Here is a 25,462-nt window from a genome sequence, read left to right as displayed (position 1 = left end):
CTTTCCCTCAGATCACCGGTCCCGCGGCCGATCAGGCACGTCACCTGAACCGCGACGCGGGGAATCGACGGTGGAGCATGCGGCGAGTGGACGGACCGGCCCGGACGGCCGGGCGGATCGTGCTCCTGGCGGTGGTCTGGGCGGCGCTGACCGTGCTGCTGGGGATCGGCGGCGCCCTCGGTGACGCGCCGGCCTGGCTGCTCTGGCCGACCGGCGTCGCGTCGGCCGCCACCGCGGCGTACGCCTGCCTGGTCGCCGCCCGGGCCGGCCACGGCGCCGCGCGTGCCTTCTGGCACCGGCTGGCGGTCGCCGCCGGCGTGCTCACCGCCGGAACCCTCGACCACAGCCTGCACACCGCCATCGCCGGGCACCGGACCTCGATGGGCGCGTTCGCCGCCACCTGCTACCTGGGCGCGGTGGTCGGCACCGTGTACGCCATGCTGTGCCTGCCGCGCCAGCCGCGCACCTGGCGGACCAGCCTGGCCAACTTCCTGGACGTGGCCGTGGTCGGGGTGGCCGCCTCGCTGGTCACCTCACACTTCCTGCTCACCATGCCGATGCCCGCGGCGTCCGGCACACTCGCCACCGAGCTGCTGCTGATCGTGCTGATCACCGCGTGCGCCGCCACCGTCGCGGTGGTCCGGGTCGGGGTGACCGGCTCCGGCCCGGTGCACGGCCCGGCGCTGTGGTACCTCGCCCCGATCGGCCTGCTGGCCCCGGCCACCTGGGTCGTCTACCCGTGGACCACGCCGTGGCCGCATCTGAGCGTCACCGCGATGGCGATGGCGCCGCTGGGCGTGCTGTTCGCTCTGGCCACGCGTGCCCAGATCCGTGTGCAGGAGCGCCCGGCCCGGCCGGTGGGCGTACGGCGCAGCCGGCGCTGGCGGGGCATCAGCGTGGTGCCCTACGCGGCGATCCTGGTCATCGCCGTCCTGCTGGTCGGCGTCACGCTGCGGCTCGGCTACCTGCCACCCCGGCTGGTCGGCGGCTCGGTCGTGCTGATCACCCTGGTGGTGATCCGGCAGCTGGCCGCGCTCTCGGACAACACGGTGCTGCTGGACCGGCTGGAGGAGCAGGCCAACCACGACGACCTGACCGGATGCCCGAACCGGCGGCTGTTCGCCGCCAGCCTGCAGCGGCGCACCGACCCGGCCACCGTCGCGGTCTGCGACCTGGACGGCTTCGGCACCCTCAACGACCGGCTCGGTGACGAACGGGGCGACGCGCTGCTGCGGGCCGCCGCCGCCCGGATCGCCGAGACCTTCGGGCCGGACGCGCTCGTCGCCCGGCTGCTCGGCGACGAGTTCGGCGTGCTGGTGCCCGGGGAGCAGGAGCAGCTGGGCGAGCGGCTGGTCCGGGCGTTCCGGCTGCCGCTGCGGGTGGACGGGCACGACCTGCTGGTCACCGTGACCGCCGGGGTGGCCGCCGGCCGTGACGAGGCGGTGCCCGATCTGCTGCGCCGCGCCGAGCTGGCGCTCAAGGCCGCCAAGCGGGCCGGGGCCAACCGGCACCAGGAGCACACCAGGGAACTGGACAGCACCGCGCAGCACGACGCCGACCTGGCCGCCGCGCTGCGCCGAGGCCTGGAGATGGGCGAGTTCCGGCTGGTCTACCAGCCGATCGTGGAGCTTCCCGGCGGCCGGCTCACCGGGGTGGAGGCGCTGGTGCGCTGGCACCCGCAGGGCGGGCCGCCGGTGTCGCCGGCCGAGTTCATCCCGGTCGCCGAGCAGACCGGGCTGATCCTCGACCTCGGCCTCTGGGTGATCGAGACGGCCTGCGCGGACGCGGCGCGGTGGCAGCTGCGGCACGGCGCCGCCGCGCCCCGGGTCAACATCAACGTGTCGGCCCGGCAGCTGCTCGACCCGGACCTGCCGGACCAGGTGGCCTCGACGATGGCCCGCTACCGGCTGGACCCCGACAAGATCACTCTGGAGATCACCGAGACCGCGGTCTTCGGCGGCGGCGCGGCGCTGAGCACCGTGCGGGAGCTGCGCGAGCTCGGCGTCGGCGTGGCCCTGGACGACTTCGGCACCGGGCAGTCCTCGCTGACCCTGCTGCGCACCTGCCCGGTCACCACGCTCAAGGTGGACAAGTCGTTCATCGACGAGCTGAACGGCACCGCCGAGCAGGAGGCGATCGCCACCTCGCTGAGCACCATCGCGGCGACGCTCGGGCTGCGCGCGGTCGCCGAGGGCGTGGAGACCCAGGAGCAGGCCATCCGGCTGGAGGCCCTCGGCTACCGGTACGCGCAGGGTTACTACTTCGCCAAGCCCGGCCCGGCCGCGCTGATCGACGCGGCGCTGGACCGTACCCCGGCTCAGCAGTAGGTGCTCTCCTTGCCGATCACCCGGTACGGGCAGTCGGCGATCTCGGCGAGACGCAGCGCGGCCTCCCGGTTGCGGGCGGTCTGCGTGGCGATCACGCTGCCCGGCGGGTAGAAGCCGCCACCGGACGTGCCGGTCGGGTACATCTCGAAGGTGTACGCGAAGATCTTGTACGTGCCCCACATCCAGTCCAACAGGTCACCGTCGGTGATGTAGAGGTCGCTGGACTGCTCGGCGGTGTAGTTGTTGGTGGCGGCCATCTGCCGGCCCAGCGTCGACAGCGCGTTGTAGTCGTCGGTGGTCATCCCGGTCGCGGTGTTCGCGGTGGTGTAGCCGAACGGCCAGAGCACCAGCTCGCCGTACGAGTGGAAATCCATCGTCGCGGTGATCTGCTGCTCGCCGCCGACCACCCGGCTGGCCACGAAGTCCCGGATCACCCGGGTCTCCGGGGCGGAGAACGCCGACGGCCCGCGGTAGGTCGCCGAGGACGGCGTGGTGGACGAGCCGCCGCAGCAGCCCCAGCGGTAGGAGTAGTTGCGGTTGAGGTCGGTGCCGATCGCGGTGGAGCCGGAGTTCGGCTGCCGGTTCTTGCGCCACGAGCGGTAGCTGCCGGTGGCGACGTCGTACTCGGAGCCGTCCGGGTTGACCGACGGGACGATCCAGATCTCCCGGCTGTCCACCACGGCCCGGACCCGGCTGTCGGTGGCGTAGTCGTCGGTGAACTCGTGCATCAGGTACAACGCCTGCTCGACGGTGATGTGCTCGCGGGCGTGGTGGTTGGCCTCGTAGAGCACCTCGGGCTCGGCCTCGTCGGCGCTCACGTTGTCGGAGATCTTCACGGCCACGATGTCGCGGCCCTCGTAGGTGCGGCCGAGCACGCGCTTGCTGGCGATCGACGGGTAGCGGGCGACGATCGCGTTCACGTCGGCGATCATCTCGGCGTAGTTGTGGTAGGCGGAGTCGGCGGGCGGGAAGTCGAGCACCCGGTTCACCGGCTCGACGGTGAACCCGGCCCGCCGCAGCCGGCGCACCTCGGCGGCGGTGGCGGTGATCTGCACGACGGCGTGCTCCATGCCGTCGATCGCCGCCCCGCTGCGGGCGATGGCGTTGCGCTGGGCGGGTGTGCGTACGTCGTGGACCTCGTACGCGCTCGCCTCGACCTCCTCCGGCACGGCCGCGGCCGGCTCCGCGGCGAGCAGGGCGAGGGTGGCGGCGGCGAACGCCGCCAGGGCACGTCGTCTCATGAACGACCTCCGGGGTCGATGGGGGTGGCCCCAGCCCACCAGCACCCATCGATGAATGGCAATACCCGAGGGCATGTCATTCCACCCCGGACCCGCATGTGATGACCGGCCCCGGCGCCCGCGGACCGGGTCGCTCAGACGCCCGCCCGGTCCCGGATGGCGTGGCCCACCTCGGCGCGCAGCGCCGCGAACTCCGGCGAGCCGCGCAGCTCACCGGCCGGGACCCCGCTGCGCGGCAGCCCGATCGGCAGGTCCAGCGCGATCCGCCCGGGCCGCGGGGTCAGCACCACGACCCGGCTGCCGAGGAAGACCGCCTCGTCGACGCTGTGCGTGACGAAGACACAGGTACGCCCGGACGCCTCGCTGACCCGGCGCAGGTCGTCCTGCAGGCGCTCGCGGGTCAGCGCGTCCAGCGCCGCGAACGGCTCGTCCAGCAACAGCAGCGGATTGTCCACGGCGAGGGCCCGGGCGATCGCCACCCGCTGCTGCTGGCCGCCGGAGATCTGCCAGGTGCGCCGGTGCGCCACGTCGTGCAGCCCGACCCGGGCCAGCAGCTCGTCCACCCGTTCCGGGGTGGCCGGCTGCCCGGCGTACCGCAGCGCGAGCCCGATGTTGCCGCCCACCGTCTTCCACGGGAACAGCCGGGGCTGCTGGAAGACCAGTCCGGCGCCGCGGCCGGGCACCGGCGCCGCGCCGGCCGTCCGGACCGTGCCCGAGGTCGGCTGTTCGAAGCCGGCGATCAGCCGCAGCAGGGTGCTCTTGCCGCACCCGGACGCGCCGACCAGGACCAGGAACTCGCCGGCCGGGACGGTCAGGTCCACCGGCCCGACGGCGGTGACGTCGCCGTAGGAGCGCGTCACCGCCTCCAGGGCGACCGCGTCAGCCGAGGACACTGGGCAGCCCCTTGACGTAGACGGCCTTCTTGACCGCGTCCAGCGTCGGCACGGCGTCGATCTTCTGCTGGGACTTGAGGAACTCGGCGGCGCTGACCAGGTTGTCGGCGAGCTTGCCGACGTTGCCCTCGGTGCCCAGCCACTCCGGCGACGCGATGTCCGCCGGCTTGAGGAAGACGCCCTGCTTGAGCTGGTTGAGCGCGTCGGCGGCGGGGAGGTTGAGCTCGGCGCCGACCGCCTGGGACGCGGCGGCCGGGTCCTCGGCGATCAGGTCCAGCGCCTGCGCCTGCGCCTTGCGCCAGGCGTCGACCGCCTCCGGGTGCGCGTCGGCGAACGCGGTGGAGACCACGCCCAGATCCAGGGTGGGCTTGCCGGCGGTGGCCAGCTGCCGGCTGGTGATCAGTACCTTGCCGGTCTTGCGGATCTCGTCCAGCACGGGCAGCCAGGTGTAGGCCGCGTCCAGGTCGCCACGGCCCCACGCGGCCTGGATGTCCTGCGGCTCCAGGTCGACGATGTTCACCTCGGACTCCTTGACGCCGGCCTGCGCCAGCGCGGCGAGCAGGCTGTAGTGCGCGGTGGAGGCGAACGACGTGGCCACCTTCTTGCCCCGCAACCCGGCGACGCCGGTGATGCCGGAGCCGTTGCGGGCCACCAGCGCCTCGTTGTCCCCCGCCACGTCCAGCACGAAGGCCACCTGGTACGGGATGTTCAGCGGCGCGGACAGGCCCCGCGCGACCGGGCTGGAGCCGATCGCCGCGATGTCCAGGCTCTTGGCCACGAACGCGGTGTTGATGCTGGCGCCGGAGTCGAACTTGGTCCAGGTGATCCGGTAGTCCGGCAGCGCCTTCTCCAGCAGCCCCTGGTTCTTGACGATCAGGTCGCCGCTCGGGAACGCCTGGTAGGCGATCCGGATCGCCTTGTTGGACGCGTCGCCTCCCCCGCTGGCGGCGCCGTTGCCGCAGGCGGCGACGAGCAGGACGGAGAACGCGGAAACGGCAGCGAGCAACTTCTTCATCGGGATGTCCTTAACTAATGCCGCGCCACGGGATCAGCCGTTCCTCGGCGATCCGCAGCAGGGCGTCGATGAGCAGGCCGGAGAGGCCGATGGCGAAGAGTCCGAGCACCACCACGTCGGTCTGCGAGTAGCGCTGCGCGTCGCGGATCATGCCGCCGATCCCGGGCACCCCGTTGATCGTCTCGGCGGCCACCACCGAGGAGTAGGCGACACCGACCGCCAGCCGGATCCCGGTGAAGATCTCCGGCAGCGCGCTGGGCAGCACCACGTCGCGGATCGTCCGCCAGCGGCCGGCGCCCAGCGCGCGGGCCGCCTCGACCAGGCCGGACGGGGCGCCGTGCACCGCGGCGGCGGTGGCCACCGCGACCGGCGGCAGCGCGGCGATCGACAGCAGCCACAGCTTGGGGGTCTCGTCGATGCCGAACCAGATGATGAACAGGCTGAAGTACGCCAGCGGGGGCAGCGCCCGGACGAAGGTGACCACCGGCTCGGCGATCACCCGCAGCCAGCCGACCGTGCCGAGCAGCACGCCGATCAGCAGGCCGGCGGCGACCCCGACGGCCGAGCCGATCACGATCCGGCGCAGGCTGACGCCCAGGTGCTCGACGAGCAGGTGGCCGCTGTAACCGCGGAGGCCGTCGTGGGTGGTCGAGGTCAGCACGAGCTGGCGCCAGACCGCGCCGGGCGACGGGATGAAGGCCGGGTTGTCCAGCGCCCGGGCCGCGATCTCCCAGAGCAGGCCCAGCGCGAGCAGCGCCACGACGCGCAGGGCGATGCGGCGGCGCAGACCGCCGCCGGGGGCGAGCGCCGGCGCCGGCTTCGCCGAACTCTCCGGCGCGGCGGCCGGGGCAAGCAAGGTGGTCACGGGAAAACTCCAGGCAGAGGTACGTGACAATGCCTGGTATTCCTATCGTACCGATGGACTTAATGGCAATGGTGCACGAGCATCGTCCCGCCAGATGGATCGACGTAACCAGGTCGTAAAACATATTGGACCCGTAGGACTTGTGGGTGATCCGGCCGGGTACCTACGTTGAGCCTCGTGAGCGTCCTCTCCCCGCCTCGCGGCACCGGCGAGGCCGAAGCGTCCGGCGAGCTCGTCGTCGTGCCGGCCCGCCACCCCGGCCGCTGGGCCGGCACCGCCCTGGTGCTGGTCCTGCTCGCCCAGTTCGGGCACGGGCTGGCCACCAATCCCGGCTGGGACTGGCCGGCCTTCGCCGGCTACTTCCTGGAGAAGTCGGTCCTGCACGCGCTGCTGGTCACGCTCGAACTGACCCTGGCCGGCGCGGTGCTGGGCTTCCTCGGCGGCATCCCGCTGGCCGCCATGCGCCTGTCCGGCAACCCGGTCCTGACCGCCGTGAGCTGGACCTACATCTGGGTGTTCCGGTCCGTGCCGCTGCTGGTGCAGCTGCTGTTCTGGGCCAACCTCGGCTACCTCTACGACACGCTGCAGATCGGCGTCCCGTTCGGGCCCGGCTGGTCGTTCGGCACGACCAGCCTGATCAGCTCGTTCGGCGCGGCCCTGCTCGGGCTGGCGCTGCACGAGGCCGCCTACGCCGGCGAGATCATCCGCGCCGGGCTGCTCAGCGTCGACCAGGGCCAGCACGAGGCGGCCGCCGCCCTGGGGCTGCCCCGGCGCCGGCAGTTCCTGCGCATCGTGCTGCCGCAGGCGATGCGCGCGATCCTGCCCAACGCCGCGAACCTGCTGATCAACCTGCTCAAGAGCACCTCGATCGTGTACGTGCTGGCGATCGGCGAGCTGTTCTACCAGGTCCAGGTGATCTACGGCCGCAACGGCCGGGTCGTGCCGCTGCTGATGGTCGCCACCGTCTGGTACGTCATCCTCACCGCCCTGCTCTCCGTCCTGCAGTACCACGTGGAGCGGCGCTTCGCCCGGGGCGCCGTGCGCGTCCTGCCACCCACCCCGTGGCAGCGGCTGAGGGCGGCGATCCGCGGATGAGCACCCCGGTCGTCGAGCTCGCCGGCGTCCACAAGTCGTTCGGTGCTCTACACGTGCTGCGCGGCATCGACCTGACCGCCGAGGCCGGCACGGTCACCGTCATCCTGGGACCCTCCGGCTCCGGCAAGTCCACCCTGCTGCGCACCATCAACCACCTGGAGAAGGTGGACCGCGGCCGGGTCCGGGTCGACGGCGAGCTGATCGGTTACCGCCGCAGCGGCAACCGGCTGTACGAGCTGAGCGAACGGCAGATCCTGCGGCAGCGTTCCCGCATCGGCTTCGTCTTCCAGAACTTCAACCTGTTCCCGCACCTGACCGCCCTGGAGAACGTGGCCGAGGCGCCGATCGCGGCGTTGCGCCGGCCCCGGGCGCAGACCTACGAACGGGCCCGCGAGCTGCTGGCCCGGGTGGGGCTGGCCGACCGGGCCGGCGCCTATCCCCGGCAGCTCTCCGGCGGCCAGCAGCAGCGCGTCGCGATCGCCCGGGCGCTGGCCCTGGAACCCCGGCTCATCCTCTTCGACGAGCCCACGTCCGCGCTCGACCCCGAACTGGTCGCCGAGGTGCTCGACGTACTCCGGGAACTGGCCCGCAGCGGCACCACGATGATCGTGGTGACGCACGAGATCGGCTTCGCCCGGGAGGCCGCGGACACCGTGATCTTCATGGACGAGGGCCGGATCGTCGAGCAGGGCCCGCCCGCGCGGGTGCTCGACGATCCACGGCACCTGCGGACCCGGGCGTTCCTGTCCCGGGTCCGCTGAGCGACAACGAGGAGACCCTGTGCGTACCAGATTGATATGTGCCCTGGTGACCGCCGCAGCGCTGAGCCTGACCGGCTGCGCCGCGCCGGACGAGGGACCGGCGGCCGTCGCCGGGCCGGCCGGGTCGGCGGGCCCGGCGATCAACACCTCCGCCGACCAGGACCGGATCGTCCCGGCCAGGGACGACGCCCTCGCCGCGCTGGTGCCCGCGGACATCCGGGCCACCGGCGAACTCACCGTCGGGGTCGGCGCGGCCGGCGCCGGCTCGCCGCCGCTGTCGTTCACCGCGACCGACAACAGGACCCTGATCGGCAGTGAGCCGGACCTGGCCTACGCGGTCGCCGGGCTCCTCGGGCTGCGGCCGGTCGTGACGAACACCTCCTGGGAGAACCTGTTCATCGGCCTGGACAGCGGCAAGTTCGACGTCGGCGCCAGCAACATCACCGTCACCGAGGAGCGCAAGCGCAAGTACGACTTCGCCACCTACCGGCTGGACAACCTCGCCTTCGTCACGAGGAAGGGGGCCGGCCTGCGGGTGACCGGCCCGGCGGACGTGGCCGGCAGGAAGGTCGCGGTCAGCTCCGGCACCAACCAGGAGAAGATCCTCGTCGAGTGGAGCCGGGAGGCCGAGAAGCAGGGCCGCCCGCCGGTGGACATCCGGTACTACCAGACCAACCAGGCCACCTACCTGGCTCTGGGCTCCGGCCAGATCGACGCCTACCTCGGCCCGAACCCGAGCGTGGCGTACCAGGTGGCGGTGGACGGCAACCTGGAGATCGCCGGCACCTACTCCGGGGCCGGCGCCGCCCTGCAGGGCAAGATCGCCTTCACCACGAAGAAGGACAGCGGGCTGGTCCGGGCGCTCGCCGCGGCCACCGACAAGCTGATCGCCAGCGGCGACTACGCGCGCATCCTGCAGCGCTGGAACCTGACCGGCGAGGCGGTGGAGAAGTCCGAGATCAACCCGCCCGGCCTGCCGATCGAGGGCAAATGACCACCCACATCGGCTTCGACGAGGTCCTGGACAACCCGGCCTGGCACTCGCTGACCGGCGCGCACGCGGCGTTCGCCCAGGTCCACGGCCGGGCGGCGCGCTACCACAGCGACGTGGCGCCGTTCCACGCGCTCGGCGCCCCGCAGGACCCGCGGTCCTGGAGCGACCTGGCCGCGCTCGTCCCGCGGGACACCGAGGTGATCCTGCCCGGGCTGGCCGGGCACCAGCCACCCGGCTGGCTGCCGACCCGCAGCACTCCCGGCGTACAGATGGTCGACGTCGCGCTGCGCGCCGAGCCGGACCCGGCGGCGACCGTGCTGACCGCCGCGGACGTGCCCCAGATCCTGCACCTGATCGGCCGCGCCCGGCCCGGCCCGTACCTGCGGCGCACCGTGCATCTCGGCACCTACCTGGGGTTGCGCGACCGCGACGGACGGCTGGTCGCGATGGCCGGGGAACGGCTGCGCCCGCCCGGCTTCACCGAGATCAGCGCGGTGTGCACCGACCCGGCGTACCGCGGGCGCGGGCTGGCCACCCGGCTGATCCGGGCGGTGGCGGCCGGCATCCTGGCCCGCGGCGAGACGCCGTTCCTGCACACCGGGGCGGCCAACACGACCGCGATCCGGCTCTACCGCAGGCTGGGCTTCGAGCTGCGCCGGCACGTCGACTTCACGGCCTACCGCTGGCCAGCACGTGCCGGCAGGCCTGCACCGCGGGCGTCAGCGGCCGGTCGCGGTGGTGGATCACCCCGATCGGCGGGTGCGCCGGGGGTGAATGCAGCTGCCGGACGGTGATCGCCGGCCCGCCGGCCGCCTCGGCCGCCGAGCGGGCCAGCAACGCCACCCCGAGCCCGGCGGCGACCAGCTCCCGGATGCCGCCCAGGCTGTCGGTCTCGAACCGGACCCGGGGCGCGAAGCCGGCGGTACGGGCCGCGTCGTCCAGGATCCAGCGCAGCCCGCTGCCCTCCGGCAGGCAGACGAACGGCTCGTCGCGCACCTCGCCCAGGCTCAGCCGCCCCGCCCCGCCCCGCGGGTGCCCGACCGGCAGGGCCAGCACCAGCTGCTCGTCGGCCAGCGGCAACGCCTCGAAGCGAGCCGGCAGGTCGGCGTGCACCGGGCCGACGACCAGGTCCAGCTCGCCACCGTCGAGCGCCCCGAGCAGACCGGTGACCCGGCCGGACCGCAGCCGCAGCAGAATGCCCGGGAACCGGTCGCCGAACGCCGCCAGCGCCGCGGGCAGGTCGTACGGCCCGAGCGCCGCGGTCGCGCCGATCGTCACCCGGCCGGTGACCACCGCGGCGCTCTCGCCGATCTCCAGGCGGGCGCCGTCCAGCTCGGCGAGCACCCGCCGGGCCCGGGCCACGAACATCTCCCCGGCCGGCGTCAGCGCCACCCGCCGTGTCGTCCGGGCGAACAGCTCCACGCCCAGCTCCGCCTCCAGCGCCCGGATCTGCGCGGAGACCGCGGACTGGGCGACGTGCAGCCGCCCGGCGGCGCGGGTGAACCCGCCGTACCGGGCGACCGCCTCCACGTAGCTGAGCTGCCGCAGTTCCACCGACCCATCGTGGCGCACGATGAATGCCCTGGGGACCGGGTCCCGCGCATATCGATCGCGCGGCCGGGTCAGACGTTCATCTCGTGGAGGTGTTTCTCGGCCCAGTCGCGCAGCCCGCGCAGCGGCACGGTCAGGCTCCGGCCGACCGCGGTGAGCTCGTATTCCACGTGCAGCGGCACGGCCGGGTAGACGGTGCGGGTGATCAGGCCGGCGTCCTGCATCCGGCGCAGGGTCTGGGTGAGCACCTTCGGGCTGATGCCTTCCATGTGGCGTTGCAGGGCGCCGAAGCGCAGCGGACCGTTCTCCAGCGCGCCGACCGCCAAAGTGGTCCACTTGTTGGCGATCAGGTCGAGCAGCCCGCGGCAGGGGCACAGCTCGGCGTAGACGTCATGCTTGTCGTGTTGGCCGGTGGCGCAGGCAGCACTCATCGGACCTCCTTACTTTCCGTTGGATAGTAGCTGCCCTTGCCGGTAACTACCGTCTCGGGGATAGCTTGCCCCCCGTACTGCTCCAGCCGTTCGAAAGGATTCGTCATGCGCGCCGTCACGCAGCAGGAGTTCGGTGGTCCCGAGGTGCTCCGGGTGGCCGAGGTGCCCACGCCCGAACCGCTGCCCACCGAGGTGCTCGTCCGGGTCGTCGCGGCCGGGGTCAACCCGGTCGACCACAAGACCCGCGAGGGCCACGGGATGGCCGGGGTGCTCGGCTCGCCGCCGTTCATCCTCGGCTGGGACGTGTCCGGGGTGGTGGAGAAGGTCGGGTTCGGCGTGCACACCCTCGCCGCCGGTGACGAGGTGTACGGGATGCCGTGGTTCCCGCGCCAGGCCGGCGCCTACGCGGAGTACGTGACCGCGCCGTCCCGGCACTTCGTCCGCAAGCCGGCCACCCTCAGCCACACCGAGGCGGCCGCGGTGCCGCTGGCCGCCCTCACCGCCTGGCAGTCGTTCACCGCCGCCACCACCATCCGCCCCGGCCAGCGCGTCCTGGTGCACGCCGCGGCCGGTGGCGTCGGCCACTTCGCGGTGCAGTTCGCCAAGCACCTGGGCGCGCACGTGATCGGCACCGCGAGCGCCAGCAAGCACGCCTGGCTGCGCTCGCTCGGCGCCGACGAGGTGATCGACTACACCACGACCCGGTTCGAGGACGTGGTCAAGGACGTCGACGTGGTTCTCGACCTGATCGGCGACGAGGACACCGGAGTGCGCTCGGTGGCCACCCTGGCCCCCGGCGGCCTGCTCATCGCGGTCCCGTCCGGTGTCGCCCCGGCGGTCGCGAGCGCCGCCGCCGAGGCCGGCGTCCGGGCGATCCCCTACCTGGTGGAGCCGGACGGGCCGGCGCTGGCCGAGATCGCCGGTCTGATCGACGCGGGGAAGGTGCGGGTGGAGGTCGCCGAGGTGCTGCCGCTCGCCGAGGCCGCGGAGGCGCACCGGCGGCTGGCCACCGGCCGTACCCGGGGCAAGCTGGTCCTGGAGATCTGACCGCGCCGCGGGCGCCGGAGCCGGCCGCCGGCTCTCCCGGTCCGGCCCGGTCCGAAGGACGTGCCGGGCCCGAAAAGCACGCCGGGCCCGAAAGGCGTGGCGAGGCTGCATGCCGGGTCCGGCCGCGGGGCGCGGCCGGACCCGGCACATCTCAGCTTGAGCGCAGCGCGGTCAAGCTGACGAAGAGCATCGCGGTGATCGCGCCGACCGCGAGGGTCAGCGTGCCGGCCGCGCCGCCGGACATCGCCCACAGGTCGCCGGCCAGCAGGGCGGTCCCCGAGGCCGCCGCGGCCACCGCCGAGCCGCGCGTCGGGGCGCGCTTGGCCAGCACGTAGCAGGCGGCGATCAGTGCGGTGAACGCGACCGTGCCGGCCGCCATGTGCCCGATCGCGTGCCAGCTCATCGTTGCCGGCACCGCGGGGTGATCCGCCGGGAAGCCGCCGCCCGGGTCCATCACCAGCAGCCCGGCGGCGATCATGCCGAGGCCGGCGACCCGGGTCAGGCGTGACGCCCACCGCCCGTCCAGGCTGCCGGCGCCCACCACCATGAGCAGGCCGGCCACCACGAAGTCGGCGATCTGCACCCAGCCGAGCGAACCGGTGCTGAGCAGGCTGAGCGGGTGCCGCGTCAGATCGAACCCGTCGCGGGTGGCGGCCTGCGCGAGCGCCACCGCCGCCCAGAGCGGGCCGGCGGCCACGAGCGCTGCCCGGCGGGACGGAACGGCGAGGGCGGTGGTCATCATCGAGCTCCTTCGTCGGTTGTCGCCCCGACGTCGGTTCCGCGGATGTGACAGCTAATGCTCTGATTACCTGTCACATCAGCTCGTTCGACGCCGGTGCGCAAGCAGGCATGACGAAACGGAGAGACACGATGCGTTACCTGATGATGCAGAAGGCCGGCGGCGCCGAACCGGACGCCCGGCTCTACGCCGACATGGCGGCGTTCGTCGAGGAGCTGACCGCCTCCGGGGTCCTGCTCGCCACCGGCGGCCTGGACCCGGCCGGCTTCAAGATGACCTCGGTGGGCGATGAGATCACGGTGACCGACGGGCCGTTCACCGAGGCCAAGGAGGCGATCGCCGGATTTGCCCTGATCGAGGTCCGCTCCAGGGAGGAGGCGATCGAACTCGGCCGCCGCTTCCGCACGATCGTCGGCGACGGGGAGAGCATGATCCACCAGGTCTACGGTCCGTGACCGACCTCTCGGCCACGGTCGGCGTCGTCTGGAAGCAGGAGTCCGCGCGGATCGTCGCCGGGCTCCTGCGGCTGGTGCACGACGTCGGCCTGGCCGAGGAACTCGCACAGGACGCCGTGGTCGCCGCCCTGCAGCAGTGGCCGGTGACCGGGATTCCCGACAACCCCGGCGCGTGGCTGACGACCACCGCCAAACGCCGGGCCGTGGACCACATCAGGCGGTCACGCACGCGGGAACGGCTCGCCCCGGACCTGGCCCGGGCGCCGGAACCGACCGGGGACGACGTTCTGCGGCTGATGTTCACCTCCTGTCATCCCGTGCTGCCGACCGAAGCGCGGGTGGCACTCACCCTGCGGGTCGTCGCCGGCCTGAGCCCGGCGGAGATCGCGCGGGCCTTCCTGGTCAGCGAGCAGGTGATCGGGCAGCGGATCGCCGCGGCCAAGCGCACGCTCGCCGAGGCCGGTGTGGCCTACCAGCCGTCCGCGCAGCTGTCGTCCGTGCTGGAGGTCGTCTACCTGATCTTCAACGAGGGCTATGCGGCCACCTCCGGCAGCGACCTGATCCGCGCCGACCTCTGCCTGGAGGCGCTGCGGCTGGGCCGGATGCTCGCCGTGCTCGCACCCGACCAGGCCGAGGTGCACGGTCTCGTGGCGCTCATGGAGATCCAGCAGTCCCGGTCGGCGGCGCGTACCGGCCCGGCCGGTGAGCCGATCCCGCTGCACGAACAGAACCGGGGCCGATGGGATCAGCTGCTCATCCGCCGGGGCTTCGCCGCCATGCTGCGCGCCCGGGAGGCCGGCGGCCCGATCGGGCCCTACGTGCTGCAGGCGGCGATCGCGGTCTGCCACGTGGCCGAAGACACCGATTGGGTCCGCATAAGCGCGCTCTACCAGACCCTGGAGCGCCTGCTCCCGACCCCGGTCGTCCGGCTGAACCGAGCGGTGGCGGTGGCTTTCGCGCACGGGCCGCAGGCCGGCCTCGACCTGCTCGACGAACTGCGCGCCGACCCCCAGATGGCGGACTACCACCTGCTGCCCGGCGTCCGCGGTGACCTGCTGGTCCGGCTCGGCCATCCCACGCAGGCCCGGCACGAACTGCAGCGAGCGGCCTCCCTGGCCCGCAACACGGCCGAGCGCGACTTCCTGCTGCGCCGAGCGGCGGCTCTGGACGTGCCCGAGGAGCCGGGCCGGCTGCTCGGCCCCGCGGTGGCCGAGTTCCTCGCCCCACGCAGCCCGGCCACCGCCCGCGCCTACGGTCAGACCCTGCACCGCATCGCCCGGCTCGCCGGCGAGCGCACGCCCCTGGCCGACCTGACCCCCACCAGACTGACCGAGATCGTCGCGCTGAGCTGGCCGGACGTGTCGCCGCGCACCTGGAACCGCCACGTGGCCGCGATCCGTTCCTTCACCGCATGGTCCGGCGACCCGTCACTCGCCGCCACCCTCCGGCCCCGCCCGCTGCCCACCGCTGACCCGGGTGGGCCGGCCTCCGGGCCGGGCCGGGGGGCCGCCGCGATGTCGGATCGGCCGGCGGCCGGCGGGGCGTCGGGCGCACCGGCGCTTCGGGAGCGGGTGCTCTGGTGCCTGCTGCGGGAGTCGGCCGCGAAGGTCGGGGCGGTGCTCGCGCTCAATGTCGAGGATCTGGACCTGGACGACCGCAGCGCCCGCGACAAAACGATCGTCTGGCGTTCCGGGACGGCCCGGCTGCTCCCGGAACTGATCGCCGGCCGGACCCGTGGCCCGCTCTTCCTCTCCGAGCGGCGCCCCGGCCCCGGTCGCCCGCCGGCGGCCGCCGACCTCTGCCCGGAGACCGGACGGCGGCGCCTGTCCTACGAGCGGGCCGCCTACCTCTGCAAGCGCATGACCGGTCACACCCTCGACCGCCTGCGTGCGGTGTGAACCGCGGCGCGCGGCTATCCGGCCCACTCCTTGGCCAGCAGCTCGTAGGAGCGGACCCGGTCGGCGTGCCGGTGGGTGATCGTCGTGACCAGCAGCTCATCCGCGCCGGTGACCCGGCGCAGCGTCTCCAGCCGCTCGGTGACCGTCGCCGGGGAGCCGACGAACTGGGTCGCCACCCGGTCGGCGACGAGGGCGCGGTCGTGGTCGCTCCACTCGTACGCGGCGGCCTCCCGCTCGCTGGGGAACGGGATCGCGCCGAGCCCGGTCCGGATGCTGCGCACCCACAGCGCGTACGGCGCGGCCAGGCGTCGCGCCGTCTGGTCGTCCTCGGCGACCACCACGTCCGCCGAGACCATCAGGTACGGCTCGGCGAGCGTCGCCGACGGCCGGAACGCCGCCCGGTACGCCTCGGCCGCCTCGATCACCCGGGCCGGGGCCACGTGATAGTTCGCCACGAAGGGCAGGCCGCGCGCCCCGGCCGTGCGGGCGCTCTCCCCGCCGCTGCTGCCGAGCAGCCACAGCCGCAGGTCGGCGCCCGCCCCGGGCACCGCCGTGACCTCGTTGCCGCGCCCGTCGGAGTACGGCCCGGCGAGCAGCGTCTGGATCTGGTCGAGGATCTCGCCGAGCGGCAGCGACTCCGCGCCCGGCTGCTGCAGCAGCCGGCCGATCAGCGCGCTGCGCTCGGAGGCGAAGATCGGCGCCCAGGAGAACGGTTCCGGGATCAGCAGCCCGTCGACGACCTCCGCGCGGGCCGGGACCGCGGCCGCCGCCTCGGCCCGCAGCGCCTCCTTCTTGGCCTGCCCGGACCGCCCGAGGCCGAGGTCGAAGCGGCCCGGGTAGAGCGCGTCGAGGAGCCCGAACTGCTCGACGATGGACGCGGCGGTCCGGTGGCCGGTCTGCACCGCGCCGGAGCCGAGCCGGATGTGGTCGGTGACCGCGGCGATCTGGCCGAGCAGCAGCGCCGGCTCCGCCGAGGCGACCCCGGGGGTGAAGTGGTGCTCGGCGACCCAGTACCGGTGGTAGCCGAACTGTTCGGCGTGGCGCGCGAGATCCAGGGTGCGGCGCAGGGCGTCGCCGACGTCGCCGCCGGCGACCAGCGGGGCGAGGTCGAGGATCGAGAGGGGTACGGGCATGGCTCTACCGCCCTTTCAACTGGCGTAAGACGGGGGCGACATCGCTGGCGAACAGTTCCAGGCTGGCCCGCTGCTGCTTCTCGGTCAGTCCCTCGGTGTCGGCGGCCAGGTGGATGACCTCGTGACCGAACCGCTCGTGATAGCGGTGCACCTTGTCGATGATCTGTTGCGGGCTGCCGATCAGCGCGGAGCTGCGCTCGACGGCGTCCTCCACGGTCGGGAAGACCGGTTCCACGCCGACCCGGCGGAACTGTTCGACCCGGGCCTGCCAGACCGGCCGGTACGCCGCCAGCGCCTCCTGCGAGGTGCGGGCCACGTGGAAGCCGGCGGTGCCCGCGCCGATCCGGATCGCCGCCGGGTCGTGGCCGTGCGCCGCCCAGCGCTCCCGGTAGTGGTCGATGAGCTCGGCGTACGGCTCGATCGGGTGGGTGACGTTCGCGGAGAACAGCGGGTCGCCGTACTCCGCGGCCAGCTCGACCGAGGCCCGGCTGGTGGCGCTGCCGTGCCAGACGGTGATCGGCTGTTGCAGCGGCCGGGGCCAGGTCTCGGCGTCGGTCAGCGGCGGCCGGAACCGCCCGGACCAGGTGACCCGGGGTTCGCGCCACAGCCGCCGGAACAGCTCGTAGCCCTCCCGCAGCCGGTCCCACTGGTCGTCGGTGGTGACGTGGAACAGCCGGGCCTGGGCGGCGCCGTTGCCCTTGCCGATGATCAGTTCGAGGCGTCCGTCGGAGAGGTTGTCCAGGGTGCTGTAGTCCTCGAAGGCCCGGACCGGGTCGAGCAGGCTCAGCGTGGTGACACCGGTCCAGAGCCGGATGGTGGAGGTGTGCGCGGCGATGTGGCTGAGCACCACGGGCGGGGCCGAGGACAGGAACGGCCGCTCGTGCCGCTCCCCCACGGCGAAGCCGTCGTAGCCGAGCTGTTCGGCCACGACGGCGCTGTCCACCACCTCGCGCAGGCGCCGCGCCGGGCTGCGGTCCCGGTCGAAGTGCGTGATCAGGGTGAGCAGCAGGAACCTCATGCCAGCCCCAGGTTCCCGCGCAGCGTGCCGGCCTCGTACTCGGTGCGGAACACGCCGCGCTCCTGCAGCAGCGGCACGACCTGGTCGACGAAGTCGTCGAGGCCGGTCGGGGTCAGGTGCGGGACCAGGATGAACCCGTCGCAGGCGTCGGTCTGCACGTACTCGTCGAGCTGCTGCGCCACCCGCGCCGGGGTGCCGATGAAGTTCTGCCGGCCGGTCACCTCGATGATCAGGTCGCGGATGCCGAGGTTCTTCTGCTCGGCGCGGGCCCGCCACTCGTTCGCGGTCCGCAGCCGGTCGGCGTACATGCCGGCCCGGCCCTGGACGATGGTGTCGTCCTCGTCGAGCCGCGGGTCGATCTCCGGCAGCGGGCCGTCCGGGTCGTACCCGGACAGGTCCCGGTTCCACAGCTGCTCCAGCAGCAGGATCGCGGTCTGCGGGCTGACCTGCTGGCGCCGGATGTGGTGGGCCTTCTCCTGGGCGTCGGCGTCGCTGTCGCCGAGCACGTACGACACCCCGGGAATGATCTTCAGGCTGTCCCGGTCCCGGCCGTACCGCGCCAGCCGGCTCTTGACGTCGCGGTAGAACTCCTGCGCGTCGGCGAGCTGGTGGTGCCGGGAGAAGATCGCGTCGGTGTACTTCGCGGCCAGCTCGCGCCCGCCGTCGGAGTCACCGGCCTGCAGGATCACCGGGTGGCCCTGCGGGCTGCGCGGCGCCCCGAAACGGCCCCGGATGTCGAACTGCCGCCCGCGGTACGCGAAGTCGCCGCCGTCGGAGTCCCACAGCGCCCGGGCGGCCTCGATGAACTCTCCGGCGCGCAGGTACCGGTCGGCGTGGTCGAGGAAGCCGCCGCGCCGGAAGTTGGCGCCGAAGAACCCGCCCGGTGAGGTGACCACGTTCCACGCGGCCCGGCCGCCGGAGAGGTGGTCGAGGGTGGCCAGCTGGCGGGCCAGCTCGTACGGCTCGTGGTAGGTGGCGTTGAGGGTGCCGGCCAGGCCGAGGTGCTCGGTCACCGCGGCCAGCGCGGCGAGCACGGTCAGGGTGTCCGGGCGGCCGACCACGTCCAGGTCGTGGATCAGGCCGCGCTGCTCGCGCAGCCGCAGCCCCTCGGCCAGGAAGAAGAAGTCGAACCGGCCGCGCTCGGCGGTCCGCGCCAGGTGCTCGAACGACGCGAACGCGATCTGGCTGCCGGCGCGCGGGTCGCTCCACACGGTCGTGTTGTTCACGCCCGGGAAATGCGCCGCGAGGATGATCTGCTTAGGCACGTGCGGCTCCTTCGTAACGGTTGACGGCCGCCGGCAGGCCGAGCCGGTCGCGCAGGGTGGTGGCGGCCGACGGCTGGAACAGCCCGCGCCGGCGCAGCTCGGGGACCAGCTCGCGGGTGATCGCGGGCAGGTCGTGTGCCGGGTCGCCGGGCCACAGCCGGAACCCGGCGAGCCCGGCCGGCTGCCAGGCGGCGATCAGGTCGGCGAGCCCGGCGGGCGTCCCGGCGAAGACGGCGGCGTCGGAGATGGCCGCGCCGCGGCGGCCGATCGCGGTTCGCTGGTCGTCGTCGAGGAAGGCGACCAGGTCGGCGAAGACCTTCCGCCCGGCCGGGATCTGCCGGACGATGCGCGCGGCGGCGTCCGCGTCGGCGGGCGTGGTGAAGTAGACGTCGGCGTCGAGGCGCTGCCACACCCGCGGGCCGTGGGCCAGCGCCGCGACCACCGGCTGCCCCTGCGGCGGACGCGGCACGATCGACGGGCCCTTGACCGCGAAGTACGGCCCGGCGAAGTCGATGTAGTGCAGCTTGTCCCGGTCGATGAACCGTCCGGTGGCGACGTCCTTGATGATCGCGTCGTCCGCCCAGCTGTCCCAGAGCCGCCGGACCACCTCGACCGCGTCGGCGGCCTCGGCGAACAGCTCGTCGAAGCCGAGCGGCGCGCGCCGGCCGAGCAGCGCCGCCTCGGCCGGGTCGGCGGAGACCCGCACCTGCCAGCCGGCCCGCCCGTGGCTGACGTGGTCGAGCGTGGCCAGGGCGGTGGACAGGTGGAACGGCTCGGTGTGGGTGGTCGTCGCGACCGGGACCAGCCCGACGTGCCGGGTCAGCGGCGCGACGCGGGAGGCGACCAGCACCGCGTCCGGGCCGCGCCGGCCGAAGCTGTCCTCGAAGGTGACGAGGTCCAGCCCGGCCTCGTCGGCCAGGCGGACCTGGGCCACCCAGTCGGCGGCGTCGAAGGAGTCGCCGTCGAGGGCGACCGCCAGGTGCGATGTCATGCCGGAACCTCCAGTTTCGGTACGGCGTCGAGCAGTTTGCGGGTGTACTCGTGTCCGGGCCGGTCGAAGACGGCCCGGACCGGCCCCTGCTCCACCACCCGCCCGTCGTGCATGACCAGCACCCGGTCGGCCAGGTCGCGGATCACGCCGAGGTCGTGCGAGATGAACAGCAGCGCGGTCCCGTCGGTCGCACGGATCCCGGCGAGCAGGTCCAGGATCTGCGCCTGCACCGAGACGTCCAGGGCGGACACCGGCTCGTCGCAGATGATCAGACTCGGTCGTGGCGCGATGGCGCGGGCGATGGCGACACGCTGCCGCTGCCCGCCGGACAGCTGCCGCGGGTAACGGTCCAGCACGTCCGCGCCGAGCCCCACCCGCTCCAGGACCGGGGCCACGGTCGCGCCGCGGGGCAGCGCCTCGCCGACGATGCGGCGCACGGTCCAGCGCGGGTCGAACGCCGACAGCGGGTCCTGGGCGATGAACTGCAGCCGCCGGCGGATCGGCCGCCGGGACCGTTCGCTCACCCCGCTGAACCGCTGCCCCTCGAAGCGGACCTGCCCGGACGTCGGCTCGATCAGCCCGAACAGCAGCTGCGCCACGGTGGTCTTGCCGGAGCCGGACTCGCCGACCAGGCCGACGATCTCGCCGCGCCGCACGTCGACGTCGACGCCGTGCAGCACGGTGCGGTCGCCGTAGACCTTGCGCAGCCCGGTCGCCTGCGCGACCACCGGGCCGGGCTCGGCGGCCGGCTCCCGGCGGCGGCCCCGCGCGGCGGCGATCAGACCCCTGGTGTACGGATGACCGGCCCCGGACAGCAGCGCCCGGGTCGTCCCGGTCTCGACGATCCGCCCGTCCCGCATCACCAGGATCCGGTCGGCCAGCCGGCTGACGACGGCCAGGTCGTGGCTGATCAGCAGCAACGTCTGACCGGCCGCCCGCCGCTCGGCGAGCAGGGCGAGGATCTGCGCCTGCACGGTGGCGTCCAGGGCGGTGGTCGGCTCGTCGGCGATCAGCAGCTTCGGGCGCCCGGCCAGGGCGGAGGCGATCAGCGCGCGCTGGCGCAGCCCGCCGGAGAGCTGATGCGGGTACTGCCTGGCCCGGCGCGCCGGCTCCGGCACGTGCACCTCCTCCAGCAGGCGGTGCACCCGGCTCGTACGGTCGGCGGGCGAACCCTGGCCGTGCACCCGCAGGACCTCACCGATCTCCGCGCCCACCGTGCGCAGCGGGTCGAGCGAGACCAGGGCGTCCTGCAGCACCAGGGCGGCGAACCCGCCGCGCAGCCGGCGCCAGTCCCGCGGCGCGAAGCGGCGCGCGTCCCGCCCGCCGACCTCCAGCCGGGCGGCGTCCACCCGGGCGCCCGGACCGGCCAGGCCGACCAGGCTGCGGGCGGTGACGCTCTTGCCGGAGCCGGACTCGCCGACGATCGCCACGCACTCGCCGGACTCGATGGTGAAACTGACCCCGCGGACCGCCTCGACGGCGCGCCGGGGCAGGTGGAAGGTGACCCGCAGGTCCTCGACCCGGATCATGGCAGGTCCCGTCCCTCGAAGCGGCGCTGCAGGAAACGGCCGGCGACGGTGAGCGCGAGGATCGTGGCGGTGACCGCGGCGCCCGGCAGGATCGACGCCCACCAGGCGACGTGCAGGTAGCCGCGGCCCTCGGCGATCATCGCGCCCCATTCCGGCGACGGCGGCTGCGGTCCCATGCCGAGGAAGCTGAGCCCGGCGGCGAGCAGCACCGCCTCACCGAGCCCGATCACCGCGAGCACCGGGACCGGGCCGAGCACGTTGGGCAGCACGTGGCGCAGCACCAGGCGGGACCGGCCGGCGCCGAAGGCGACCGCGTGCGTGACGTACGCGGCCCGGCGCACCACGAACGTCTGTGCCCGCACCACCCGGGCGAAGTGCGGCACCAGCGCCACCCCGATCGCCACGATCAGGCTGGTGGCGCCGGGCCCGGCGAGCGCGATGAACAGCAACGCCAGCAGCACCAGCGGGAAGGCGGCCAGCGCGTCGAACGAGCGGCTGAGCGCCTCGTCGGCGAGCCGGTGGGTGGACCCGGCGACCAGGCCGAGCAGGATGCCGGCGCCGACCGCGAGGGCGGTGGCCGCCACCCCGATGCTCAGCGAGTGGCGGGCGCCGTGCACCACCCGGTCGAACACGTCCCGGCCGAGCTGGTCGGTGCCGAACAGGTGCCCGGCCGAGGGCGCCTGCAGCGCGTGCAGCGGGTCGGCGGCCAGCGGGTCGCCGGCCAGCAGCGCCGGCCACACCGCCGCGGTCAGCACCAGGGCCAGGAAGACGGCGGCGAGCGTGACACCGGGGCGGGGCCGGCCCACGGCCAGCCGCACGGCGCGGGGCCGGGTCAGGGCGACGGTCATCGTCAGGTCCTCCGCAGCCGGGGATCGATGATCAGGTAGGTGAGGTCCGCGAGCGTGTTGATCACCACGAAGACGGCCGCGCCGAGCACCACGACCGCGAGCACCACGGGCATGTCACCGGCGCCGACCGCCTGCACGGCGACCTGGCCGAGCCCGGGCCGGCCGAACACCTGCTCGATGATCACGGTGCCGCCGGCCAGCACGCCGAACATCCAGCCGAGCATGGTGACCCCGCTCAGCAGGGCGTGCCGCAGCGCGTGCCGGGCCAGCACCGCGCTCTCGCGCAGCCCACGCGCGCGGGCGGTGACCGCGAACGGCTGCTCCAGGGCCCGGTCCAGGCCGTCGCGCAGCACCTGGGCGAGCGTCCCGGCGACCGGCAGGCCGAGCGTGACGGCCGGCAGCACCAGCGCGGCGGCGCCCCGGTCACCGGAGACCGGGAACCAGCCGAGCCGGAACGAGAAGATGCTCAGCAGCACGATCCCGATCAGGAACGGCGGGGTGGAGACCAGCACCAGCTCCACGGTCGAGCTCAGCCCGCGCGCCCACGGCCGGCGGGCGGCGAGCGCCAGCGTCAGGGCCAGCACGACGCCGACCCCGGCCGCCGCGGCGGCCAGTTTCAGCGTCGGTGCCAGCTGGGCGCCGATCACCTCGGCGACCGGTCGCTGCAGCAGGTACGACCGGCCCAGGTCGCCGCGCGCGGCCCGCCACAGGTAGTCCAGGTACTGCACGGCGGCGGGCCGGTCGAGGTGCCACTCGCGGATGATCTCGGCACGGATGCCCGGGGTGTCCGCGCCGTCGCCGATGATGCTGTCCACCATGTCGCCGGGGGCGGCCAGCAGCGCGAGGTACGCCGCGGTGGCCGCCGCCCACAGCACGGTCACCCCGGTCAGGACCCGCCGGGCGATCGGCCTGATCACTGGGCCAGCCACAGGTGGTAGGCGCTGACCGGGACCCCGGCGGTCGGTTCGAAGCCGATGCCGCCGACCGTCCGGGCCGCGGCGATCTGGTCCTGCGGCGCGTAGAGCGGCAGCGCCAGGGCCTGCTCGATGACCACCCGCCGTTGCAGGGTCCGGTACGCCGCGGTCCGCTTCGCCGCATCGGTGCTGGCCACGCCCGCGTCGAGCAGCCGGTCCAGCTCGGCGCTGCGCACACCGGTCCGGTTGATCGCTCCGGTGGAGTGCAGCAGCAGGTTCAGCGCGGCGCCGGCGTCGGTGTCGGCGCGGGAGTTGTCGAACACCTCGTACTCGCCGTCGGCCAGGGCCTGGGTCGCGGTGCCCTGGTCGACCAGCCGCACCTGCAGGTCGATGCCGGCGCTCTGCTTGACCGCCGCCTGCACCGCCTGGGCCAGCACGTCGCGGCGGTCGCGGACGAACGGCGCGGACTGCACCAGGCGTACCGTCAGCCGTCTGCCGTCCCGGGTCCGGTAGCCCTGCGCGTCGCGGGTCGCCCACCCGGCCCGGTCGAGCAACTCGTTGGCCTCGGCGGCGTTCCCGCCGTAGCTGCCCTCCAGCGTCCGGTCGTAGAACGGGCTGGTCGGCCCGATCACGCTCCACGCCCGGGTGGCGGTGTCGCGGTACACCCCGGCCAGCACCGCGGGCACGTCCACCGCCTCCCGGAACGCCTGGCGCACCCGCGGGTCGTCGAAGGGCGCGTGGGCGGTGTTGAAGTAGTACGAGTACGCCGATCCGGAGTTGAGCCCGCGCCGCAGGACCAGGTTCCGGTTCGCGCTGATCAACGCTTCGTCGGTGGCCGGCACGCCCTCGATCACCTGCACCTGCCCGGAGGTCAGCGCGCCGACGCGCACCGACGACTCCTTGAGGAACCGGTAGGTGATCTCGTCCAGGTACGCCGGCCCGGTGTGCCCGGCGTTGGCCGGCGCCCAGTGGTAGGCGGGGTTCCGGCGGAAGTGCACCTCCTGGCCGGGCGTGTAGCGGTCCAGCACGAACGGGCCGGTGCCGGCCAGCTCCGGGCCGCCGGCCTTGAGGTTCCTCGCCTCCCGCAGCGATCTCGGCGACACCTGGGCGCCCTGCGGCGAGGAGAGGAAGTCGAGCAGGAGCACGTCCGGGCGGCTCAGGTGGAACACGACGGTGGTGTCGTCCTTCACCTCGACCCGGTCGAGGTTCTTGAGCTGGACGGCGGCGACGGTGGGCGCGTAACCCTCGGTGCGCAGCTGATCGATGTTGGCCTTGACCGCGGCCGCGTCGAATCTCGTGCCGTCGGTGAAGGTGACGTCGCCGCGCAGCTCGAACGTGTAGGTCCGGCCGTCCGGGGAGACCTGGTAGCCGCTGGCGAGCCAGGGCAGGTAGCCACCCTTGTCGTCGTGGGTGAGCAGCGCCTCGAAGGTGTTCCAGACCAGCAGGCGGGTCTTGGCCTGGGCGTACTGGTGCGGGTTGAAGGTGATCGGCTCGGTCTCGACGGCCCAGGTCAGCGAGCCGCCGGTGACCGGCTCGCCGGGACCGGCGGCGGCGCCGGACGGCTCGGCCGAGCAGCCGGCGAGAAGCAGCAGGGTGGTGGCGACAAGGCTGGCGGCGGTGATGCGGACGGGACGCATGGACGACCTCCTCTCTCTATTTCCTATAGGTCACATAGGAAATTCGCAAGAGAGCTATGACGTCCGCGACACCTGCCTGCCTGCCGGGCCGGGCCGCCGGGATCAGGCCGAGCCGCTCCGGTCGAACCGGATGTAGCCGGGCGGCAGCACCTTGCCGGTCACCCCGATACCGACGAGGAACAGCAGCGGCACCGCCGGGTAGAGCGGCTCGGGATTCTCCCGGCCGTCGTTGGTCAGCAGGACACCGAGCAGGATCGACGCCGCGATCAGGGCGCCACCGGACAGCGCGTAGAACCGGCGCGGGTAGCGGCGCGGCGCGAACCGCGGGGTGTCACGCAGGCCCGGATTGGCCGCCCACCACAGCCGGGCGACCTCGCCCGGCACCGCTTCCAGGCACAGCCGGCCGTACTGCCGCCGCGGCGCCTGCCGGACCGGAGGCTTCGGGGCGGCCGCCAGCGACAGCACGGTCATCAGCGCCAGCAGCACCATCGGGACGACCGGGAAGCCCGGGCCGGCATCCCGGTGGAAGAGCACCGTCGAACCCAGGTAGCCCAGCACGACGGTCCAGTGGGCGGCGGTCAGGTAGGGCGCGACGCGCAGGCGCCGGCGGACCTTGGCGGCCGCCTCCGGACTCAGCGGCAGCCGCAGCGACGGCGCACGCCGGAACGGCCAGGACCCGATCGGCCAGTCCACCCACTCCGGGTCGCTCCCGCCGGTGTCCACGGCCAGCGGCGGGATGTCCAGGCCGGCGACCCGGTCGACCGGGATGACGAGGATCGTGCGATCGGTCAACAACCTGCTCCTGCCCGCCGTAG

22 protein-coding genes and 2 pseudogenes are annotated in these 25,462 nt (G+C 73.6%); 8 read left to right on the top strand and 16 right to left on the bottom strand.

The annotated features are described in order from the left end of the window. Positions 1-77: 77 nt before the first annotated feature. Entirely contained in the window at positions 78-2,327 is a 2,250-nt protein-coding gene (locus ACTEI_RS11945) for a putative bifunctional diguanylate cyclase/phosphodiesterase (protein ID WP_122977717.1), read from the top strand. On the opposite strand, the pseudogene ACTEI_RS11940 reads toward ACTEI_RS11945, so the two are convergent. The 4 genes and pseudogenes from ACTEI_RS11940 to ACTEI_RS11925 all read right to left on the bottom strand — a co-directional run. Next, positions 2,321-3,568 (bottom strand): annotated as a pseudogene (locus tag ACTEI_RS11940) (M14 family metallopeptidase); the annotation flags it as partial. The gene ACTEI_RS11945 and the pseudogene ACTEI_RS11940 sit on opposite strands and share 7 nt — an antisense overlap. A 134-nt stretch (positions 3,569-3,702) precedes the next feature. Next, positions 3,703-4,461, bottom strand: a complete 759-nt coding sequence (locus ACTEI_RS11935) for an ABC transporter ATP-binding protein (protein ID WP_122977715.1) — start codon at positions 4,459-4,461, stop codon at positions 3,703-3,705. Then, on the bottom strand, positions 4,448-5,476 hold the full coding sequence (locus ACTEI_RS11930) for a taurine ABC transporter substrate-binding protein (RefSeq protein WP_122977714.1): 1,029 nt from the start codon (positions 5,474-5,476) through the stop codon (positions 4,448-4,450). Before ACTEI_RS11930 ends, ACTEI_RS11935 begins: the two co-directional genes overlap by 14 nt. Before the next feature lie 10 nt (positions 5,477-5,486). After that, positions 5,487-6,341, bottom strand: coding sequence for an ABC transporter permease (locus tag ACTEI_RS11925; protein WP_122977713.1), 855 nt, complete (start codon positions 6,339-6,341; stop codon positions 5,487-5,489). Positions 6,342-6,518: 177 nt separating this feature from the next. On the opposite strand from ACTEI_RS11925, the gene ACTEI_RS11920 reads away from it, so the two are divergent. The 4 genes from ACTEI_RS11920 to ACTEI_RS11905 are packed head-to-tail and all read left to right on the top strand — an operon-like array spanning position 6,519 to position 9,985. Continuing rightward, the gene (locus ACTEI_RS11920) at positions 6,519-7,436 is read left to right on the top strand and encodes an amino acid ABC transporter permease (protein WP_122977712.1); all 918 of its coding nucleotides are present in this window, start codon (positions 6,519-6,521) and stop codon (positions 7,434-7,436) included. Beyond that, positions 7,433-8,197, top strand: coding sequence for an amino acid ABC transporter ATP-binding protein (locus tag ACTEI_RS11915; protein WP_122977711.1), 765 nt, complete (start codon positions 7,433-7,435; stop codon positions 8,195-8,197). The genes ACTEI_RS11920 and ACTEI_RS11915 overlap by 4 nt, the downstream gene beginning before the upstream one ends. Positions 8,198-8,216: 19 nt before the next feature. Further along, complete coding sequence (locus ACTEI_RS11910; RefSeq protein ID WP_122977710.1) at positions 8,217-9,191, top strand: ABC transporter substrate-binding protein; 975 nt, start codon at positions 8,217-8,219, stop codon at positions 9,189-9,191. Continuing rightward, on the top strand, positions 9,188-9,985 hold the full coding sequence (locus ACTEI_RS11905) for a GNAT family N-acetyltransferase (protein ID WP_122977709.1): 798 nt from the start codon (positions 9,188-9,190) through the stop codon (positions 9,983-9,985). Before ACTEI_RS11910 ends, ACTEI_RS11905 begins: the two co-directional genes overlap by 4 nt. Here ACTEI_RS11905 and ACTEI_RS11900 read toward each other — a convergent pair. Then, a pseudogene (locus ACTEI_RS11900) lies at positions 9,936-10,721 on the bottom strand (LysR family transcriptional regulator); the annotation flags it as partial. The gene ACTEI_RS11905 and the pseudogene ACTEI_RS11900 overlap by 50 nt on opposite strands. Positions 10,722-10,813: 92 nt before the next feature. Next, positions 10,814-11,173: a winged helix-turn-helix transcriptional regulator gene (locus ACTEI_RS11895; RefSeq protein WP_122977708.1), complete on the bottom strand. Its 360-nt coding sequence runs from the start codon at positions 11,171-11,173 to the stop codon at positions 10,814-10,816. Positions 11,174-11,278: 105 nt separating this feature from the next. Here ACTEI_RS11895 and ACTEI_RS11890 point away from each other — a divergent pair, with 105 nt between their 5' ends. Continuing rightward, the gene (locus ACTEI_RS11890; RefSeq protein WP_122977707.1) at positions 11,279-12,220 is read left to right on the top strand and encodes an NADP-dependent oxidoreductase; all 942 of its coding nucleotides are present in this window, start codon (positions 11,279-11,281) and stop codon (positions 12,218-12,220) included. A 151-nt stretch (positions 12,221-12,371) separates the two neighbouring features. Here the strand turns inward: ACTEI_RS11890 and ACTEI_RS11885 are convergent, their stop codons facing one another. Then, positions 12,372-12,959, bottom strand: coding sequence for a DUF998 domain-containing protein (locus ACTEI_RS11885; protein ID WP_122982087.1), 588 nt, complete (start codon positions 12,957-12,959; stop codon positions 12,372-12,374). A gap of 131 nt (positions 12,960-13,090) precedes the next feature. On the opposite strand from ACTEI_RS11885, the gene ACTEI_RS11880 reads away from it, so the two are divergent. Further along, a complete protein-coding gene (locus tag ACTEI_RS11880) occupies positions 13,091-13,414 on the top strand; it encodes a YciI family protein (protein ID WP_122977706.1) in 324 nt (107 codons plus the stop codon). Next, a complete protein-coding gene (locus ACTEI_RS39160) occupies positions 13,411-15,312 on the top strand; it encodes a DUF6596 domain-containing protein (RefSeq protein ID WP_122977705.1) in 1,902 nt (633 codons plus the stop codon). The genes ACTEI_RS11880 and ACTEI_RS39160 overlap by 4 nt, the downstream gene beginning before the upstream one ends. Positions 15,313-15,326: 14 nt before the next feature. On the opposite strand, the gene ACTEI_RS11870 is transcribed toward ACTEI_RS39160, so the two are convergent. From ACTEI_RS11870 to ACTEI_RS11830, 9 genes are all read right to left on the bottom strand, one after another. Then, positions 15,327-16,445 (bottom strand): LLM class flavin-dependent oxidoreductase, encoded by a 1,119-nt coding sequence (locus ACTEI_RS11870; protein WP_122977704.1) that lies wholly within the window; start codon positions 16,443-16,445, stop codon positions 15,327-15,329. Between the two features lie 4 nt (positions 16,446-16,449). Further along, a complete protein-coding gene (locus tag ACTEI_RS11865; protein WP_122977703.1) occupies positions 16,450-17,463 on the bottom strand; it encodes an LLM class flavin-dependent oxidoreductase in 1,014 nt (337 codons plus the stop codon). Further along, positions 17,460-18,728 (bottom strand): LLM class flavin-dependent oxidoreductase, encoded by a 1,269-nt coding sequence (locus ACTEI_RS11860; RefSeq protein WP_122977702.1) that lies wholly within the window; start codon positions 18,726-18,728, stop codon positions 17,460-17,462. The genes ACTEI_RS11865 and ACTEI_RS11860 overlap by 4 nt, the downstream gene beginning before the upstream one ends. Further along, positions 18,721-19,719 (bottom strand): LLM class flavin-dependent oxidoreductase, encoded by a 999-nt coding sequence (locus tag ACTEI_RS11855; protein WP_122977701.1) that lies wholly within the window; start codon positions 19,717-19,719, stop codon positions 18,721-18,723. Before ACTEI_RS11855 ends, ACTEI_RS11860 begins: the two co-directional genes overlap by 8 nt. Next, positions 19,716-21,248: a nickel ABC transporter ATP-binding protein NikE gene (gene nikE / locus ACTEI_RS11850; protein WP_122977700.1), complete on the bottom strand. Its 1,533-nt coding sequence runs from the start codon at positions 21,246-21,248 to the stop codon at positions 19,716-19,718. The genes ACTEI_RS11855 and nikE overlap by 4 nt, the downstream gene beginning before the upstream one ends. Beyond that, positions 21,245-22,096, bottom strand: a complete 852-nt coding sequence (locus ACTEI_RS11845; protein ID WP_122977699.1) for an ABC transporter permease — start codon at positions 22,094-22,096, stop codon at positions 21,245-21,247. Before ACTEI_RS11845 ends, nikE begins: the two co-directional genes overlap by 4 nt. 2 nt (positions 22,097-22,098) lie before the next feature. Next, a complete protein-coding gene (locus tag ACTEI_RS11840; RefSeq protein ID WP_239082498.1) occupies positions 22,099-23,013 on the bottom strand; it encodes an ABC transporter permease in 915 nt (304 codons plus the stop codon). Next, the gene (locus ACTEI_RS11835) at positions 23,010-24,647 is read right to left on the bottom strand and encodes an ABC transporter substrate-binding protein (protein WP_122977698.1); all 1,638 of its coding nucleotides are present in this window, start codon (positions 24,645-24,647) and stop codon (positions 23,010-23,012) included. The genes ACTEI_RS11840 and ACTEI_RS11835 overlap by 4 nt, the downstream gene beginning before the upstream one ends. A 102-nt stretch (positions 24,648-24,749) precedes the next feature. Then, positions 24,750-25,439 (bottom strand): hypothetical protein, encoded by a 690-nt coding sequence (locus ACTEI_RS11830; protein ID WP_122977697.1) that lies wholly within the window; start codon positions 25,437-25,439, stop codon positions 24,750-24,752. Between the last annotated feature and the right edge of the window lie 23 nt (positions 25,440-25,462).

The sequence above is a fragment of the Actinoplanes teichomyceticus ATCC 31121 genome (assembly GCF_003711105.1).
GTDB classification, from domain to species: domain Bacteria; phylum Actinomycetota; class Actinomycetes; order Mycobacteriales; family Micromonosporaceae; genus Actinoplanes; species Actinoplanes teichomyceticus.
Note: the sequence above shows the minus strand (reverse complement) of the source record. Positions and strands in the feature narration are given on the sequence as shown.